Here is a 15,775-nt window from a genome sequence, read left to right on the forward strand (position 1 = left end):
ACAACGGGAACCGGATGTACAGCATGACCGCCAAGCGGATGATCTCTGGGCTGGTCTTGAAATAGCGAAACGGGGATATTTTGGTCATGGCTGGACGCTACAAAACCGCCCTGCCCACCTCAAGCCGGTTTACTTTGACAGTGCCTAACCGCCAGACGAATGATCTCTGGGCTGCTGTGGAAGTATTTGAACGGATCACGTTTCGGCATGCCGAGAAGCTACGAGACCGCCCTGCCCGCCTCAACCGGATTCCTTCTGACACCGCCACCAGAACCGCACCGCCTCGTGACTCACATCGATACCGCGCTCGTGCAGCAAATCTTCGACATTTCGCAACGAGAGTGGAAACCTGATATACAGCATCACCGCCAAGCGGATGATCTTAGGGCTGGTCTTGAAATAGCGAAATGGTGATCGTTTGGTCATGGCCAGACGCTACAAAACCGCCCTCGGCGCCTCAACCGAGTTTGCTTTGACAGCACCCTCAAGACGGCAGCTCCGAGATCACTGCATCTATTCTCAACAGACCAGTACCTGTTCTATTGTTCCAGCCTCGACCTGAAATTTTCCGTGTACCGGTACGCAAGGCCGATCGCATCTGCGCGGGCGAGACAACCGCATTTGCCCAACCGCTGCGCAGGGCCGCAATGGTTCCTGCAACAATCGCCGATGCCCCTGATGTGCCGCCGCTGCGAAGTCCGGCATCGCGACTTTCGACGAACCAACTGGGCGCACTCAGGTCAGGTTTTTCAACAACTCCGCCGTCTGGATCAAAAGTTGAAGGTCCTGGACCTTGCGAAGACGCTCCAATCCATGCGCCATCACAGCGAACTGCGGCAACCGAAGTTACTTCTTTCAAACCGTTTGCGCCAAAAATGCTCTGCCCCGGACCTCGGTCATAGCCATTCGCACGCGGGTCGGCACAAAACTGGCCGCTGTTTCCGGCCGCGAAAACAACATCATGCTGCCGCCCGATCCCCGAGATCATGACATTCAACCAATGGTTCGGATTGCTGGTGTATTCACCCCTGATATCTTCGGCAAAGCGGTCCACGATGCCCCAGGCGTTCAGGATTACCCAGTTGTCATCGCTTGCGAGGAAAAAAAACTCCATCGCCGCAAAGGCGAACAAAGCGCGGAGGGTGAAATAGTCGACATCGGTGATGCGCGGCGGCAGCAGGGGCAGGTCAAAAAACTCGGCTTCGGGCGCCAGATCGACCAATGACCGCAACAGCATGGATCCGTGCCGCAACGGCAAAGGGACATAGGCCTCTGACCCGATGCCGGGCAAAGACGCGGCGCTCCCCTGCGTCAGCCCAATGCCACCTCCATACGCGCCGCCGAGAGACTGAACGTAAGTCTTGCTGAACCCCCGATCGACAACGAATACCTTGGTTCCCTTGCCGTTCAGGCCGCGCGCTTTCAGAACATCCGCGCCGATCAAGCTCCGCGCCGCCCTCCGCGTTCCGAACGCCCAGCCTTTCCCTTGTCCGGCGCACCAATGCTGCCCGTTCGGGGCAAGGTCCATCGTGGAGGGTTCCAACTCGACCCCCAGGACCCTTGCCGCCTGCGGATCGCCAGCAACCACCGCCTTGTCGCGAAAATCCGTCAGCAGGCTTCTTGCCTTGATGGCATCGGGCAAGACCAGCGGGATGCCATATCCAAGATCAGGACCAGTTAACCCATGTGATATATTCCCGTCCCGATCGACGGTCGCCCAAGGATTGTTGGTCGGACCCGGCGGCAGAATGAACCCCGGGAAGCCGTAGGTATTCACCAAATCGACCAGATCATACCCGACCTTGGACAGGTTGGATTTAAGTGCATCGCTATTGCGATCGAAAAGGAAGAGTTTGAGTGTCATTACAGCACCTCCACCGTTCGGAATGCCGGTCCGCCATATGGAAAACCGTCCCGAAGGTTACAACGTTCGGCCAGCACAATCGCGGCTGGTCAATCCGACAAATGCGCCCGTCACGGGTCGGGTCAAATCCGGCACATGGTTAACTTTTATCGCGAATCGACACATAATGCACGAATAGGAGAGATTGATTTGAGCAACGGTCTCTTTCAGCAGAGTGCAGACGCGAAGCGGTGGTATCCAAAAGCTTCCGTTACCCCGGAGGGTGGGTCTTTGGGGGGATCTGAAGGCCTGCACCCAGACGACGCAGTGCAGAACCTTGGCGGCGCTTTATCAGCCGATATCGCGAGAAAGGCGGAAGACCGCAAGATTTGCGTGGGCTTCGTGGATGTCGTCGGCTTCTCTAAACTCATGCACGCCGATGAAGAAGGCACGTTCTATCGTTGGACCGACCTGCGGGAAGAGGTCGTGCTGCCGCTGATGCTGCAACAAGGCGGAAAGCTTGTGAAGCTAACCGGCGACGGCATTCTGGCCACCTTCGACGATCCGGTTGCGGCAGTCCGGTGGGGGCGGGAATTGCAGATAAAGGCCCGCGCGCGCAGGCAGGGGCTGTCTTTGCGCATATCTTTGAACTTTTGCAGGGTGATGCGTGACGGCAATGACCTTTTGGGCGATGGCGTCAATATCGCGGCGCGCTTGCAGGAATTCGTCAGTGCCGGCGGCATCATCTGGACGCAGTCGGTACAGGACAGGATTTCCGGTGACAGCCAGTTCGAAATACGTTCGCTGGGCAACTTGCCGCTGCGCAAGCTGGGCGAAACCGTCGCCGCCTATGAACTGGTCACAGATGCAAGATACGCGCTGGAAGGAGCTATCGACAACTCGATCTTTCCTTCGATAGCGGTGATGCCCTTTGCCAACCCCGGCGGCGACAAGGCAGATGAATATCTGGCCGCGGGAATATCTGAAGGCATCATTTCGCAGCTTTCCGGCAAAGGCGATCTGACGGTTATTTCACGGTCTTCAACCCTGGCATTCGGGCGCCAGGCGATCGAACCGCGTTCGGTCGGGCGGGCCTTGAACGTGCGATATCTCGTCACCGGAACACTCTGGCGTTCCGGCAGCCATATCCGCGTATCGGCCCAGTTGCTGGACACGGAAACGGGCCGGAATCTGACAGGACTTCAACGGGATTTCAACCAGAGCGACATGTTCGCGGTACAGGATGAAATCGTCGAAACCGCGTTGGTGCACCTGTTGCCGGGAGTATTGTCCGAAGAGCGCCGCAGAACTCTCCGCAAGCCGCCAACATCGTTTACGGCCTACGACAGCTATCTCAAGGCACTGGACCTTATCGGCGATCTGCAGAAGGACGCGTTCGACCGGGCTCGTCTCCACCTGGAAGATGCGATAGCCGCCGATCCCGGTTTTTCTTCGCCTTTCGCCTGGTTGGCCCGATGGCACAGCCTGAATGTCGGTCAGGGATGGTCCGAAGATCCCCAAGCCGATGCGCACAAGGCCAGTTCCCTGGCCAGGAAGGCGATTGACCTGGATGTCAGAAATGACTTGGCTCTGGCAACCTATGGTCATGTTCAGTCGTATTTGTTCGGCGATTTCGAGAATGCGGTCTACTATCTGGACCGGGCTCGGGACGCTAATCCAAGCAGTTCGATCGCATGGCTGCTATCCAGTGTGACATTGTCCAGCCTCGGACGCGGTGACGAGGCCATACAAGCGGCGGAAAGAGCGCTCAGGCTTTCCCCCTTCGATCAGCGCTTGTTCGTTTTTTATGTGTTTCTGGGAACGGTTCACTATGACGCGGGCAATTTCGACACCGCCATCAAATGGCTCCAGCGGGGTTTGGCGGAAAACCCGCGGTACACAAGCGGCCTGCGCACCTTGGCCGTTGCCCAGATAGCGGCTGGAAAACCCGGCGTCGCGCGGAAAACGGTTGCAAGACTTCTGGAGCTGGAACCCGAATTTTCGGTTTCCAACTATCGGAAAACCCATCGCCACTATGCCGACCCAAGGCTTGTTGACTTGTTTTGCGCACGTCTCAGCCAGGCCGGAGCCCCAGAGTGACATTTCATCCAACGGAGAACCGAAAATGACAGGACCTACAGGACGGCTGGGTACATTCGATGCTCGGGATGCTCGCGATGCAAGAGATGCACGAGATGCCCGTGACGCAAGAGATGCCAGGGGAACTGCAGGTTACGGAGGCAGTCCCAGTTACCTCGGCCTGGGCCTGTCGCCACATCCTCAACACGATGGCGCGGCGTCGACGCCGGTCGAAGATCGCTGGTGGCCCGGCAATCAGTGGCCAGCGACCCACCCGATTGCGGCAGATGCGGCGGGCGAACCGGTTCACCTGCACAAAATCTACAAATTCTACAAATCAGCCGAGTTCCAGCATTGGTCGCCCGGCAACCAGGCGATCGCGTTTCTGGCTGAATTCGCTCAGTTGGATTCCAACGGGTCGGGCAAACCGGACTGGACGGATCTAAGCTTGCCCCAACCTGCCCATACGGGAACCAACACATCCGATCTGACGGACTTTGGCGGTGGCGTGCGGTGGCGGATCGAAGACGAGCTTACCGAACTTGTCCGATTGATCGAATACCGGCCCGGCGTACTGGACGAAGCGCTTCAGCAAAAGGATACGCTCATAGGGTATTTCCAGAGCATCTTGCCGTTCAGCTACTTGTCACACCCCTACACATTCCGGCTGTGTCATCTGGCATTGACCGTCGCTCAATTTCTAGCCTTTCACTTCAAGATGAAGATCCAGCGTCCCCGGCCATCCCAGCTGCACCCCGGCATCTTGCCGCCAATCGACGTTCCCCAGCATGCCGCTTACCCCAGCGCGCATGCGACCGAAGCCTGGCTTGTTGCCTCGTGCCTGAACGAGGTCATGCTGGACAATGCGGGAAACAAGATCCTGGAATTCACGCATCCCGACGGGCAAACCCGAAACGCGCTGCACGACATGGCCACAAGAATTGCCCGCAATCGAGAGGTGCTTGGGGTTCACTACCCGTCCGACAGCGAGGCGGGAAAGCGACTTGCTCGCGCGGCGTTAACCATCGTCAAAGGCTGCGCGACGGTGGGAACCCTGGCGGACAACGGCCTTCTGAAAGCGGCCAGAGACGAATGGAACAGCGTTTCGAAAGCCGCGATGTGAACTTAGGTCGCGCGCGGGGAGGTGCCATTGGTGGGAATATTGGACCCCTGACCTGCCACTGAACTTTCACCCAGCCACGATTTGAGTCCGGTTGGTTCTTTTTCGCCAGTTGGCGCAGGTTGAGCAATCGCCCGACGCGCGGAGCTTTCATCTCGCGCAGCGGGGCGGGTAATTGCGGTGGTCAGGGCACGCGCGTAGTCGACCGGGATCTGGTAATCCAAGGCCGAAGCGGGCGTTCGGTGTTGTAATCGTCGGCCCATGAGGTGATCACGACGCACATGGGCCAGGTTGCGGAACATGGTCTCGTTGAGTAACTCGTCGCGCATCCCCCCGTTGAACCGCACCGGGTTTGCCGGAGGCTGATTGATCTTAGTTACGCGGCCATGTCTGATCTTTCCAGAGCCGCATAGAAGTTTGCCTCGGCTTCTGCAGGCGGGATGGGCTGCTGTGGAAGTATTTGAACGGATCACGTTTCGGCTTGCCGCGATACTATGAGACCGCCCTGCCCGCCTCAACCGGATTCCTTCTGACACCGACCACCTACCGGACAAAGCCATCGAAACTTCAGTTGTGAGTGACCTAGTTCATGGCTAGAGTGGTCCGACATCCGTTAATAACTGAATATACGTGACCACTGTACGCGGCAGTTGACGACCAAAGACGCCGTATCAGCATGTCGAGAACGAAGTCAGTAGGGAGCGCTTTCATGTCAGATCTAAGGACAATCGAAGACGGCCATCTGGAGCTAGTCGCCGAGGGGCTGGGCTTTCCAGAAGGTCCAGTCGCGATGAACGATGGGTCAGTACTTTTTGTAGACATCAAGGACCAGTTGCTCAGACGGTTAACTCCAAAGAACAAGATCGTGAATGTTGCCGAGCTGCCTGGTGGGCCAAACGGGTTAGCTATTGGCCCCGATGGCGCGGCTTATGTCTGCAATAACGGTGGCGTCTACACCTTCGTGAAAATCGACCCCTTGGCGCCTCCGGGTTCTGGCAAGACACCCAATCCGGAGCGGGAAATCACCGTACCCTGGCCAGAGCGCCCAAACTACGAAGGCGGATCGATCCAACGGGTCGATCTGGACACCGGAGAGGTCAAGACGCTTTACTGCAAATACAAAGGGAAATGCCTGATCGCGCCCGACGATATCGTTTTCGACAGGGATGGTGGTTTCTGGTTCACGGACACCGGTATGCAAGAGGGAACGACAACCGAGTCAGGGGCGGTCTACTATGCCAAGACCGACGGCACGATGCTGAACCAAGTGGCCTTAGTGCCCACGGCAAACGGTATTGGCATTTCACCCGAAGGCGACAAGCTCTACGTCTCTGACACGGTTTTCGGGCGCCTCTGGTCCATGGAAATCGTCGGCTCCGGCGAGTTGAAAAAACCAGACCCCGTACCACCGATGCCCGGCAAAGTTGTACAGACCCTACCAGGCTATCAGTGGCTCGATAGTCTCAAGGTCGAGGCTGACGGACGCGTTTGTGTCGGAACGATCTTTAACGGCGGCATCACCATATTCTCACTCGATGGGACGACGCAGCATCTGCCGGTCGATGACATTTTCACGACCAATCTCTGCTTTGGCGGAGAGGACATGTGTGATGTCTGGATAACCGCTTCGAGCACCGGAAAAATCTACAAGACACGCTGGCCGCGTCCGGGCCTCAAGCTGGCCTTTACCGCCTGACCTGCTGGCAAAGTCAGGAGAAAAAGAGTGTCGCTGCCCCGCGGCCAGTCTTGACCGTGCCGCTTTGGTTATGGGGCCGTTATCATTATGGAGAGTAGCAAGAAGACCGCCTGTCGTGTTAACCTTCGTTAACATGGTTAACGCTGCCGCAAACGACACAAACGAGTCAAAGCACCCACCTGAGCGGCGGCTTGTGTCGGTACTGTTTACCGACATGGTCGGCTACACCGCGACAATCGAAAAGCTGGGCGAAGAGAAGTCCGTTCATTTTGCACGGATGCTCTATGAAATGCTCACCACCGTCGTTCAAGAGAACGGCGGCGCGGTAAGAGGTTTTGCCGGCGACAGTATCATGGCGATTTTTGGGGTTCCGGTTGCTCTTGAAGAGGCCGGCCTGAAGGCATGCAGGGCCGCTGTAGCATTGCATGAAGCTTTTGCAGAAGCTGGCGACCACATCGAAGCGCGATTTGGCGTGCGTCCGATCATGCGCGTTGGAGTCTGCTCAGGATCCGTGGTGGTCGCAGCGGTCGAAGGAGAAGCAGGCGAACTGACGGCGGTCGGAAACACGGTCAACCTGGCATCTCGCATCCAGTCTCTGGCGCCAGAGGGCGGCTGCCTGATTTGCGACAACACCCGGCGACTGGTCGAGTGGCGCGCCGATCTGAGCTTTGAAGGCGAATACACGATCAAAGGCGTGACGCGGCAACAAAAGCTTTGGCGACTGCGGTCCATGCGAGAGGGAACCACCCGATTTGATGTCTCGGTCGGGCGGGGTTTGACCCGGTATATCGGGCGCGAGGCCGAGCTTTCCATCGTGGCCGACGCTTTCGATGCGAGCGCGACAGGGTTGCGGGCAGTCGATTTCGTAGCTGAGCCGGGTTTGGGCAAGACACGTCTGATTTTCGAGTTCCTGCGCAGCGAGAAATCAAAACCGGCCAGGATTTTCACCGGCCATTGTACCTCGGACGGGCAGCAGGTTCCGTTTCTGCCGTTCATCGAGGTCGTACGAAATTCATTCCGGATACAGGACGAAGATGAACCAGAGGAAATCGCCGGCAAATTGCGTGCGGGCCTTGAGCGCAGGCGGTTGTATACGGAAGAGAATCTTGGTCTCTTGATGAATCTTCTTGGACTGGTGCCCCCGGAGGGGTCGCTTGAAGGCCTTGATGGAGTTCTCGTGGGGTTGCGTACACGCGACCTGTTGCCTGCACTGCTCAAGGCGCAATGTGATATGGGCCCCGTAATCCTGCTGGTCGAGGACATTCATTGGATCGACAGTGCGTCCGAAGACATGCTGCGAAAGTTGATTGGCGGAGAAGAGTTCGTCAACCTGTTGATCCTGACCACCCGGCGACCGGAATACATGCCGGACTGGTTCAAGAATGAGGTTGTGCAGACCGTCGCGCTCAAACCGCTTTCGCACGAGGATATTCGGAACTTGTTGCAAAGCCGGTTGCAGGTCGAAACGCTACCTGGGGACCTGATCCACGAGGTTGTCGAGCGCTCAGGCGGAAACCCTCTCTTTGGCGAAGAAATCCTTATTTATCTGGGCGAACAGGGCGCATTGAAAATCGTCGACGGCCACGTGGAATACGATCCCGACTCTGGTATTGGCGTCTTGCCATCCAGCATGCAAGCCCTTCTTTCAGCGCGGATCGAACAGCTTCGCCCCGAAGACCGCGCGATCTTGCAAGCGGCCGCTACGATCGGGCGACATTTCGATCCCGGCCTGTTATCCATGGTTGTCCCGGATGCAGATCAAACCGGCGCGACGCTTGAACGGCTTAAGGCCCTTGATCTCGTACACCGCAGGGAGAACTCATCGGACTACATGTTCAAGCACGTGCTGCTTCGCGACACGGTGTATCAAAGTCTGTTGTCGGACCACAGGGCCGAATTACATCTGATCATTGCCGAGGCCTTGGAAAGGCGCAATGCCAACCGGCTGCCGGAAACGGCAGAGACATTGGCCCATCATTATTTGCAAACAGATCGAACAGATCTGGCCTTTCGGTACACGGCGCTTGCCGGGGCAAAGAGTCTTGGAACTTACTCGCACGATCAGGCCAATCGCTACTTTGCAAGGGCCTTGCAGCTCTATGAACAGGATCCTGACTGTGCCAGCGATGCTGCTTTTGCGGAGTTTCTGGGCAATTACGCGCTTTGTTCGAATATCTCTCTTGATATCATGACGACGATCAACCTGGCCAAAAGGATTGAACCAGTTCTGAACAGGATCGGAGACAATGGCGACCACGTCCTGTTCCTGCACCACTATGTTTCCTGTTTGGTCTGCAACAATCAGTTTCACGAGGCATTGCGTGTCCAGCGAGAACTGACTGAAATGGCAGAGCGCCTTGGCGACCCCAAGTCGCGCGCCTATGCCATGGTAAACGAGCTTTCCGTAGCCATCTATAGTGCGCCCATTTCAAACGCTGAATTCGAGGCCAAGAAGAAGGATATCGAGACGGCCTTAGCCAGTTTCGATGATGCCTATCTTCAGAATTTCTTTTTGGCCACCGTCGGTTGGAACGAATTGACGCGCGGGCGTGTTGTCGGCGCCCGCGAGACTGCCGAGCTCATGATCGAGTTCGGCAAGCGGCACAATGACCCTCGCGCCTTGGGCTATGGCACCGCGATGAAGGCATTGGTCGCAGTGGTGACCGATGATCACGACGCAGCGTTGAAGCTGTCCGAGGAGGCCTTGAGTCTATCCCGAGCGGAGTTCGAAACTGCCATCGCCGAGTCCTCGCGCGTGGCCGCGCTGGTCGCGTTGGAGCGCCCCGGCGCGCTTGAGGCGGTCCAGGAGTATGTCGAAAGAAGTGCCGCCGACGGCTGTACGCTGTTCAGCGGTGTGCCGCAAACAATGCTGGGCGTAGGGCTCGCATTCCAAGGTCAGATTGCCGAGGGGCTGCAACAAATCAAGAATACGATAGCCATGCGCGAAGCAGAAGGAATGCAGATCGGGGCCGACTGGAACAGGCTTTTGCTGAGCGAAGTCTATATGCAAATCCTGTCTGGTGAAGGTGGTGCCTCGCTAGGCGTGCTGCTGCGAAACTTCCGAACATTGGTGGGCGTAATGATTACGGGAGAAAAACAAATCAAGGAGCTGATCGGCAAGGCACGGGAGAACCCGCAATTCGATACGGACGGCCACTATTATGCCCGAGGTGAGATGATACTTGGCCTGCTGTGCAAGGCCAAGAAACGTAGCAAGAACGCGATCCACCATCTTGAGACAGCGCACCGCCTGATCGCGCCAACCGGTGCCTCGCCCATGCTGGCCAGGATCGAGGAGGCACTGGCGGAACTGGCGGCCTAGCCGGAAAGCTGGGCCAGGTAGCGAATAGCAGGCAGACTGGGCAACATGGTGTAAGCGCCACCCCGCGTGATCACGAACCTGGGAAAACCGCTGAGCCTGATTTGGCCGCCGTCGCGCAAGGTCAGTTCAAAGGCGCTGGTTTCAGGCACGTTTGCGCCCAGGAGCGGATCATTTGTTCCGGTAATTCTGGGGTCTTGCAACCCAAAGTTGATCCAGTCGCACATGACCGCCTCAAACTGCGCTCCGTAATTGGCGCCGATGAAATTGCCAAGCAGACCGTGTTCGCCGGTTTCCGGGTCCGGCCCATACGACATCCCACGTCTGACAATACGGCGCGAGTAGTTCGAGACCCGCTGCACGATAGGTCCACCACGCGGGTTGGCCCGTCGCATGTGGGATCCGGCAGGGCATCGCGATGAGAGGGTATAGTCGTAATTCGTCAACGACAGATCTCCCCTCTCATCTGAATTCGGCGACAACTCATAGGGTGTTCCATTGCGCCAACGCCCGCACATCTGCGCGGCAACCACCTCACGCAGGGCGTCGTGACGGCTCATGCCACCGCAGATACTCGCCTCGGCCCCCTCGGGCAAAAGTTCGAACTGCTTGGGGTGTTTCTCCAGCTTCGCCGCAGCTTCGCTCAGGTAAGTCTCGAAAGCATCGGTTTTCTGCTGCAAGACCCGGAACGCGTTGAAGGAACAGTCGTGAAACACCTCCTTGGGCTCTGGGATTGCGAATTCGACACCCGCGAAATGTGTGGGATAGCCCAATAGCGCGGTGCCCAGAGGATCCTTGGGTTCGTCAACGTTGACCATTTCGGGGTCGAAGATATGCTTGAAACGCGGTTGGGAAATGCCGTCTCGATAGCCAAAGAAGACCTTGCCCTCGGGCAGGTTGCGGCCATCGCGAACGCCCAGAACGGTGAACGCTTTCGCCACTTGCTTTTCGACCGGGTCGAATTTCTCAACATCGTTGGAATAGATCGATGCAACAATATGGATACGGTCGGGCTGGTCGAACGGGCTCGGCCAGTTATCAGGCGCGCTGTCGCCGAAATCGCCCAGCTTAACGGCGCGCTGTGCCATTCCCTCGGCATATTCAGTGGGAAAGGTTGCAAGCTGGCTTGCTGGCAGACCCAGGGCGCGCAACCCTTCGAACGTAATTCCTATATTGAAACAGACCTCGGGAGCGGGGGGCGCCCAATTGGCCGAGCGTGTTATGCGCGGAACAGTCTCGTCTGTACCATCGGCCGAAGCGGCCAGGAACCGCCGTGCTGCATCCCTGTTGGTGACTTCCAGCATGAGGTGGCGGACGTTGTTGTGTTTGTAGCCCCTCAGGATATTGCCCTGGACCTTTTCGGCGTCAAAATCGTCTTCAGGATTAATGTTGGACATCACCATCCCACCCCGAGTTTATTTCTTATCTGTGCCGCCGAGTAACCGGGATAACCGCGATAACCACCACCGAGCGAGATATTGCGGTTCGAATGCAGTTGGAGGATCAGCGAGCGCGGAAGTGACTGTAGTTCGTGCGGCGGATCGTTCGGTTTTCTTCCGGCCTGCACATCCTGGAGGGCGAACAGGTCAAACGGATAATCAGGTGCCTGAAACAGGTCGTGCGCCCGCACCCAATCAATGAAAGCTTCGACATTCTCCTCGCAAGGATAAAGCTTATCGCCGCCCTCTACTTCTTTCATCAGGGCATCAAAAACGCTTCCAATCGTGGCGATGAAGTCGCGGATGTAATTGCTGAAATCCCCATCATAAACGGAGATCATACAGATATAATCTTCGACCAGAAGGAACCGAGCAGAGTGCACGGTACCCACATTGTCTAGACCGGTAAAAATTTCGTCCACATTCTGGGCCAGAGCCATGACCGCCTTTGCACGCCCTATTGGCGACGTGTCTCTGAGCGGCATCAGCAGGTTCATCATTCGCTGCGTGCTGTCGCTGGGTTGTGGCGAGGGGCGTGGCCCACCCGGCAGTTTGGATCTGCCCTCTCGCCAAACCCAATAGGGAACGACCACATATTTGGAAAGGAACTGAAACCAGCCGCGTTCCGGCAAGCTGTTGATATACCGGTTCAGCCATCCGCCGTCGTCGTTCATGCCTTACCCTTTCGCGCCACTGAAGGGGCAGGGAATACCGCCCCGCCGGTTGCTAGAGTATTCGTACACATCCCTGCGGATCTCCAGGATCGGATCCCCCGACGGTTCGATCCCCGGAGTGAGATGCCAGGGATTGAAACTCAGCTTCTCGGAATGCGCCTCCTGATCTTCTGGCACATGCTTCAGGGTCAAGGTCCCCATCATGACCCGCTTGCGGTGCGGCGGCCATTGCCGGGTGGAATCGTTGAAATCGTCACCTTCTTCGCCGATATGCATGACCAGCGAAAACCGCTCGGTGCGATCATCCGCAAGGCGGTCTATCATGTCTTGTTTCAGGAACTTGTCTTTTGGCGGCTCCAACGGATTGGTGTTCAAGACACCTGCGATCGGTGCCCAGGTAAACCGAACCCAGCGCGTCTCTTCCTCCTTGCCAGTCACCACAAAGGTATGCACCGCATGATAGGCAGCGCGAACGTAGCTTACCGGCGCACCGATCGAAGAGGCATCGATGACCGCAGGTTGTGCCCAGACATGTTTGTTCGCAAAGGCGATCGCTTCCTCGTTCGGCCGTTCAGTCTGCCCCTGATAGGGATCCGGCATCGGCAACTCCAAACGCAGATAATCCTTGATTTTCTGCCAGGCTGTCTCGCGCTGGCAGGGTTTCGGCCTCGCGGCGAGGGCGAACTTGAGGAACTTCTTGGGCGTGGGCGCGAAGAACACCGGAAGCGTCATGGCAACCAAGTCGGTGGACTTGCCGTTCTTGAGGTGAAAACGCACCGCCATTCCTCGGACGTCAGACCATCCATCATGTTCGGCCACAACACCCATCCCGTTGGAAAACCGCACGTCCACAGCGACACCTTCTGGATTGGTCGGCGGCTGGAAATGCTCGGCAACGCAAAAATCTTTTGCTACTGGGGATGGCATGAAATGTCCCGTCACCCCAACGCCAACAGTATGAACCGGCCGCTTTTCCGTACTCCCGCCTGGAATATCGAGCGCCTCAACGATGTCTTGAACAAGCTTCGGATCGGCCATCGATTTCCTCCACGTTGACGAAACGAACGGTTGCCCGGTTCAGTCTCTTACCCACCTTATAGCAAAACACATGGTCTGAAGACTCTTTTCGGGAGCTAGTGAGCCTCCCCATCTGAATTGGTCCACCGTTATGTTTAGGAAATGGAGGATTGACCTGCTCCCGTCGTTTGGACCACCCGGCTGGAGATTTCCCGGGGGTTTTGGCTCAGGGCGTCGGTACCGCACCTGAACCGTTCACCAGCGTTATCGGTGGTTTGTTCCCGATCGCGCTATGGGGTCGGACTTCGTTGTACAACTGAACGCCAGAACACCCACGTTACCGACCGGCGCGAGGTTCTTTATCCATGGCATCCCTGGTTCGGCAGATCGGTCTATGTCCATTCTGTGGTCGACAAGCCCGGCGAAGCTGTGTTTCGGTGCAACCTCACTGGCCGTCGGTCGGATAAGCGGGTCGAACGACTTTGGCGACGAGAGGGGCTGCAAGTGCCAATGAAACAACCAAAGAAGGGACGGCTCTGGCTGAATGACGGTTCGTGCGTTCGGCTACGGCCGGAGCATCGCGACCATGTCTGGTCTTACGACTTCGTGCATTGCCGGACTGAAGATGGGAAAGCGTTCCGCACGCTTAACATCATCGACGAATACAGCCGGGAATGCTTGGCCATCCGTGTGGATCGCAAGCTGAACTCGGGCAATGTGATCGATGTGCTCAGCGACCTGTTCATCCTGCGTGGTATCCCGTCGTTCATTCGCTCGGACAATGGCCCGGAGTTCGTGGCTCAAGCCGTGCAGGACTGGATCAAAGCTGTTGGAGCCAAGATCGCCTATATCGAGCCAGGGTCACCCTGGGAGAACGGATATTGCGAAAGCTTCAATGCTCGTTTCCGCGATGAGTTCCTGAACGGCGAAATCTTTTACAGCTTGAACGAAGCCCAAATCCTGATCGAAGAATGGAGGAAACACTACAACACGAAACGCCCACATAGTGCCCTGGGCTACCGCCCTCCAGCCCCAGAAACCATCGTCCAGATGGACCCAAGGCCAGTCATGCACTAACAATCAAATTTGACCCCTCAGATGGGGCTGAGCACTACGAGACCGCCCTGCCCGCCTCAACCGGATTCCTTCTGACACCGCCGCCTGTTCCAAATCATTCGACGACGGACAGAAATCTGACGTACAGCATCACCGCCAGACGGATGATCTCTGGGCTGCTGTGGAAGTATTTGAACGGATCACGTTTCGGCATGCCGAGAAGCTACGAGACCGCCCTGCCCGCCTGAATCGGAAGCTTTCTGACACCGCCGACTGATTTGCATTTGGTCTGCCCGCACCAAAAGATCATCCTCCCTTTGCGAGACTGGCAGGGATACGTGAAAGAGAAGTTTTTCTTAAAACACAAGCTACCTCCGCTTCCGCTGTCGTGTTATGTTGAGCCAGAAACAGATATTGAGGTCTTCGGGCGGTCACCATTACCCAAGCGAGGTGACAACCTATGACTACCCTTAACTTCCGACCACATTGCTTTGCAGTGATTGCCGCAACTTTGGTGGCTAGCTTTCTTCCTTTTGAGCTTCGTGCTCAGGATCGAGAAGAAAGCCAAGCGATGGTATTGTTGCGTGGCTTGCCAACGTTGGGCACATCGCACAGCATCGCGATCATTGAGCTGGATCCGGAATCAGACCGTTTCGGAGACATACTAAGTGAAACAGAACAGCCTGACCTGGTTCATCCGCTACACCACCTGTACTACAGCCCAAGCGGTCGGCTGTATGCCACAGGGCTTGATTCGATTTGCAGCCTTGCCGAAGTCGGGCTGGAACGCGATGCGACTGGGGCTCCGACGGTGACCGGGTTCACTTGTCTTGAGACAGGTGGGCAGATGGTCGGCGAAGACATAATGTGGCACACATCAAACGGTGCCGAGTACATGTTCGTGACATTCATGGCCGGGCGCGGTGGCGAAGATGGTGGTACGGTCGGTGTTTTCGACCCGCAGACCAATGAGATCGTGAAGATCATCGAGGCACGGCGCAGCCAGGTTGGCGAAGGCAAGCCCTTCATTATGTATCCGCACGGGATTTCGGCCTTTCAGGACCGCATGGTCGTATCATCGACAGTGCATCCCGATTTGGCCACCGGCGTCGGTAACAGCGTCGCAATCATCGATCTGAATACGCTGGAACCGATCGAAACCATCGTTGTCGAAAACGAAAAGCCTTTGAACTTTCCATCCTCGCCGGTGGAGGTGCTGTTTGCGCGCCCTGATCTGAATGAGAATATCGAACCGGCTGTTCTGGTGAACACCATGTTCGGTTTCGAAACCTGGAAAATCCCCTATGACGCATCGACGAAAAACTTCGGAACGCCGGAAGTCGTCTACAGCGGGGCACAAAACGGGACTGCGGTACCGCTTGAGTTTTACGGCAACGAGGACGAATTGTTTATTTCCCATGCTTTGCCGGGGGTGGTGAAACGCTACCATCTGTCTGAGAACGGCGGTGCAAAAGTCTGCCACGGTAGCGGCGGGATAGGCCTGCTGCGGGCGGTGTAAAAACCGGCCACTT

Annotated in this window: 9 protein-coding genes and 5 pseudogenes; 6 read left to right on the forward strand and 8 right to left on the reverse strand. The window is 56.8% G+C overall.

Annotated elements, in window-relative coordinates; translation table 11 throughout:
- The 3 genes and pseudogenes from OE747_RS23840 to OE747_RS23850 all read right to left on the reverse strand — a co-directional run.
- Positions 1-88, reverse strand: a pseudogene (locus tag OE747_RS23840) (IS6 family transposase); the annotation flags it as partial.
- Positions 89-267: 179 nt separating this feature from the next.
- A pseudogene (locus tag OE747_RS23845) lies at positions 268-426 on the reverse strand (IS6 family transposase); the annotation flags it as partial.
- 58 nt (positions 427-484) lie between these two features.
- The gene (locus OE747_RS23850; protein WP_263830941.1) at positions 485-1,864 is read right to left on the reverse strand and encodes a S8 family serine peptidase; all 1,380 of its coding nucleotides are present in this window, start codon (positions 1,862-1,864) and stop codon (positions 485-487) included.
- A gap of 189 nt (positions 1,865-2,053) precedes the next feature.
- Between OE747_RS23850 and OE747_RS23855 the strand changes: the two genes are divergently transcribed.
- Together OE747_RS23855 and OE747_RS23860 are read left to right on the forward strand one after the other, a co-directional pair.
- Positions 2,054-3,943 carry a tetratricopeptide repeat protein gene (locus OE747_RS23855; RefSeq protein ID WP_263830942.1) on the forward strand — a complete coding sequence of 630 codons (1,890 nt, stop codon included), beginning with the start codon at positions 2,054-2,056 and terminating at the stop codon, positions 3,941-3,943.
- 25 nt (positions 3,944-3,968) lie between these two features.
- Positions 3,969-5,045, forward strand: coding sequence for a phosphatase PAP2 family protein (locus OE747_RS23860; RefSeq protein WP_263830943.1), 1,077 nt, complete (start codon positions 3,969-3,971; stop codon positions 5,043-5,045).
- Between the two features lie 66 nt (positions 5,046-5,111).
- Here the strand turns inward: OE747_RS23860 and OE747_RS23865 are convergent.
- A pseudogene (locus OE747_RS23865) lies at positions 5,112-5,383 on the reverse strand (integrase core domain-containing protein); the annotation flags it as partial.
- A 368-nt stretch (positions 5,384-5,751) separates the two neighbouring features.
- Between OE747_RS23865 and OE747_RS23870 the strand changes: the two are divergent.
- Positions 5,752-6,738: an SMP-30/gluconolactonase/LRE family protein gene (locus OE747_RS23870; RefSeq protein WP_263830944.1), complete on the forward strand. Its 987-nt coding sequence runs from the start codon at positions 5,752-5,754 to the stop codon at positions 6,736-6,738.
- A gap of 133 nt (positions 6,739-6,871) precedes the next feature.
- Positions 6,872-10,060, forward strand: coding sequence for an ATP-binding protein (locus OE747_RS23875; protein ID WP_263830945.1), 3,189 nt, complete (start codon positions 6,872-6,874; stop codon positions 10,058-10,060).
- Here OE747_RS23875 and OE747_RS23880 read toward each other — a convergent pair.
- The 3 genes from OE747_RS23880 to OE747_RS23890 are packed head-to-tail and all read right to left on the reverse strand — an operon-like array spanning position 10,057 to position 13,208.
- Entirely contained in the window at positions 10,057-11,454 is a 1,398-nt protein-coding gene (locus OE747_RS23880) for a Dyp-type peroxidase (RefSeq protein ID WP_263830946.1), read from the reverse strand. The two genes, OE747_RS23875 and OE747_RS23880, sit on opposite strands and share 4 nt — an antisense overlap.
- Complete coding sequence (locus OE747_RS23885; RefSeq protein ID WP_263830947.1) at positions 11,454-12,170, reverse strand: hypothetical protein; 717 nt, start codon at positions 12,168-12,170, stop codon at positions 11,454-11,456. The genes OE747_RS23880 and OE747_RS23885 overlap by 1 nt, the downstream gene beginning before the upstream one ends.
- A gap of 3 nt (positions 12,171-12,173) precedes the next feature.
- On the reverse strand, positions 12,174-13,208 hold the full coding sequence (locus OE747_RS23890; RefSeq protein WP_263830948.1) for a catalase: 1,035 nt from the start codon (positions 13,206-13,208) through the stop codon (positions 12,174-12,176).
- Positions 13,209-13,652: 444 nt separating this feature from the next.
- Here OE747_RS23890 and OE747_RS23895 point away from each other — a divergent pair.
- Positions 13,653-14,264: pseudogene (locus OE747_RS23895) on the forward strand (IS3 family transposase); the annotation flags it as partial.
- A gap of 112 nt (positions 14,265-14,376) precedes the next feature.
- On the opposite strand, the pseudogene OE747_RS23900 reads toward OE747_RS23895, so the two are convergent.
- A pseudogene (locus OE747_RS23900) lies at positions 14,377-14,457 on the reverse strand (IS6 family transposase); the annotation flags it as partial.
- Positions 14,458-14,703: 246 nt separating this feature from the next.
- Here OE747_RS23900 and OE747_RS23905 point away from each other — a divergent pair.
- Positions 14,704-15,762 (forward strand): hypothetical protein, encoded by a 1,059-nt coding sequence (locus OE747_RS23905; protein ID WP_263830949.1) that lies wholly within the window; start codon positions 14,704-14,706, stop codon positions 15,760-15,762.
- Positions 15,763-15,775: the final 13 nt, after the last annotated feature.

The organism is Ruegeria aquimaris (genome assembly GCF_025751555.1).
Lineage (GTDB): Bacteria > Pseudomonadota > Alphaproteobacteria > Rhodobacterales > Rhodobacteraceae > Ruegeria_B > Ruegeria_B aquimaris.

Bases quoted from the DNA above. Each gene is read 5' to 3' on its own strand.
- OE747_RS23860 (WP_263830943.1), top strand. From the start codon at position 3,969: ATGACAGGACCTACAGGACGGCTGGGTACATTCGATGCTCGGGATGCT.
- OE747_RS23875 (WP_263830945.1), top strand. From the start codon at position 6,872: ATGGTTAACGCTGCCGCAAACGACACAAACGAGTCAAAGCACCCACCT.
- OE747_RS23850 (WP_263830941.1), bottom strand. From the start codon at position 1,864: ATGACACTCAAACTCTTCCTTTTCGATCGCAATAGCGATGCACTTAAA.
- OE747_RS23905 (WP_263830949.1), top strand. From the start codon at position 14,704: ATGACTACCCTTAACTTCCGACCACATTGCTTTGCAGTGATTGCCGCA.
- OE747_RS23870 (WP_263830944.1), top strand. From the start codon at position 5,752: ATGTCAGATCTAAGGACAATCGAAGACGGCCATCTGGAGCTAGTCGCC.
- OE747_RS23880 (WP_263830946.1), bottom strand. From the start codon at position 11,454: ATGTCCAACATTAATCCTGAAGACGATTTTGACGCCGAAAAGGTCCAG.
- OE747_RS23885 (WP_263830947.1), bottom strand. From the start codon at position 12,170: ATGAACGACGACGGCGGATGGCTGAACCGGTATATCAACAGCTTGCCG.
- OE747_RS23890 (WP_263830948.1), bottom strand. From the start codon at position 13,208: ATGGCCGATCCGAAGCTTGTTCAAGACATCGTTGAGGCGCTCGATATT.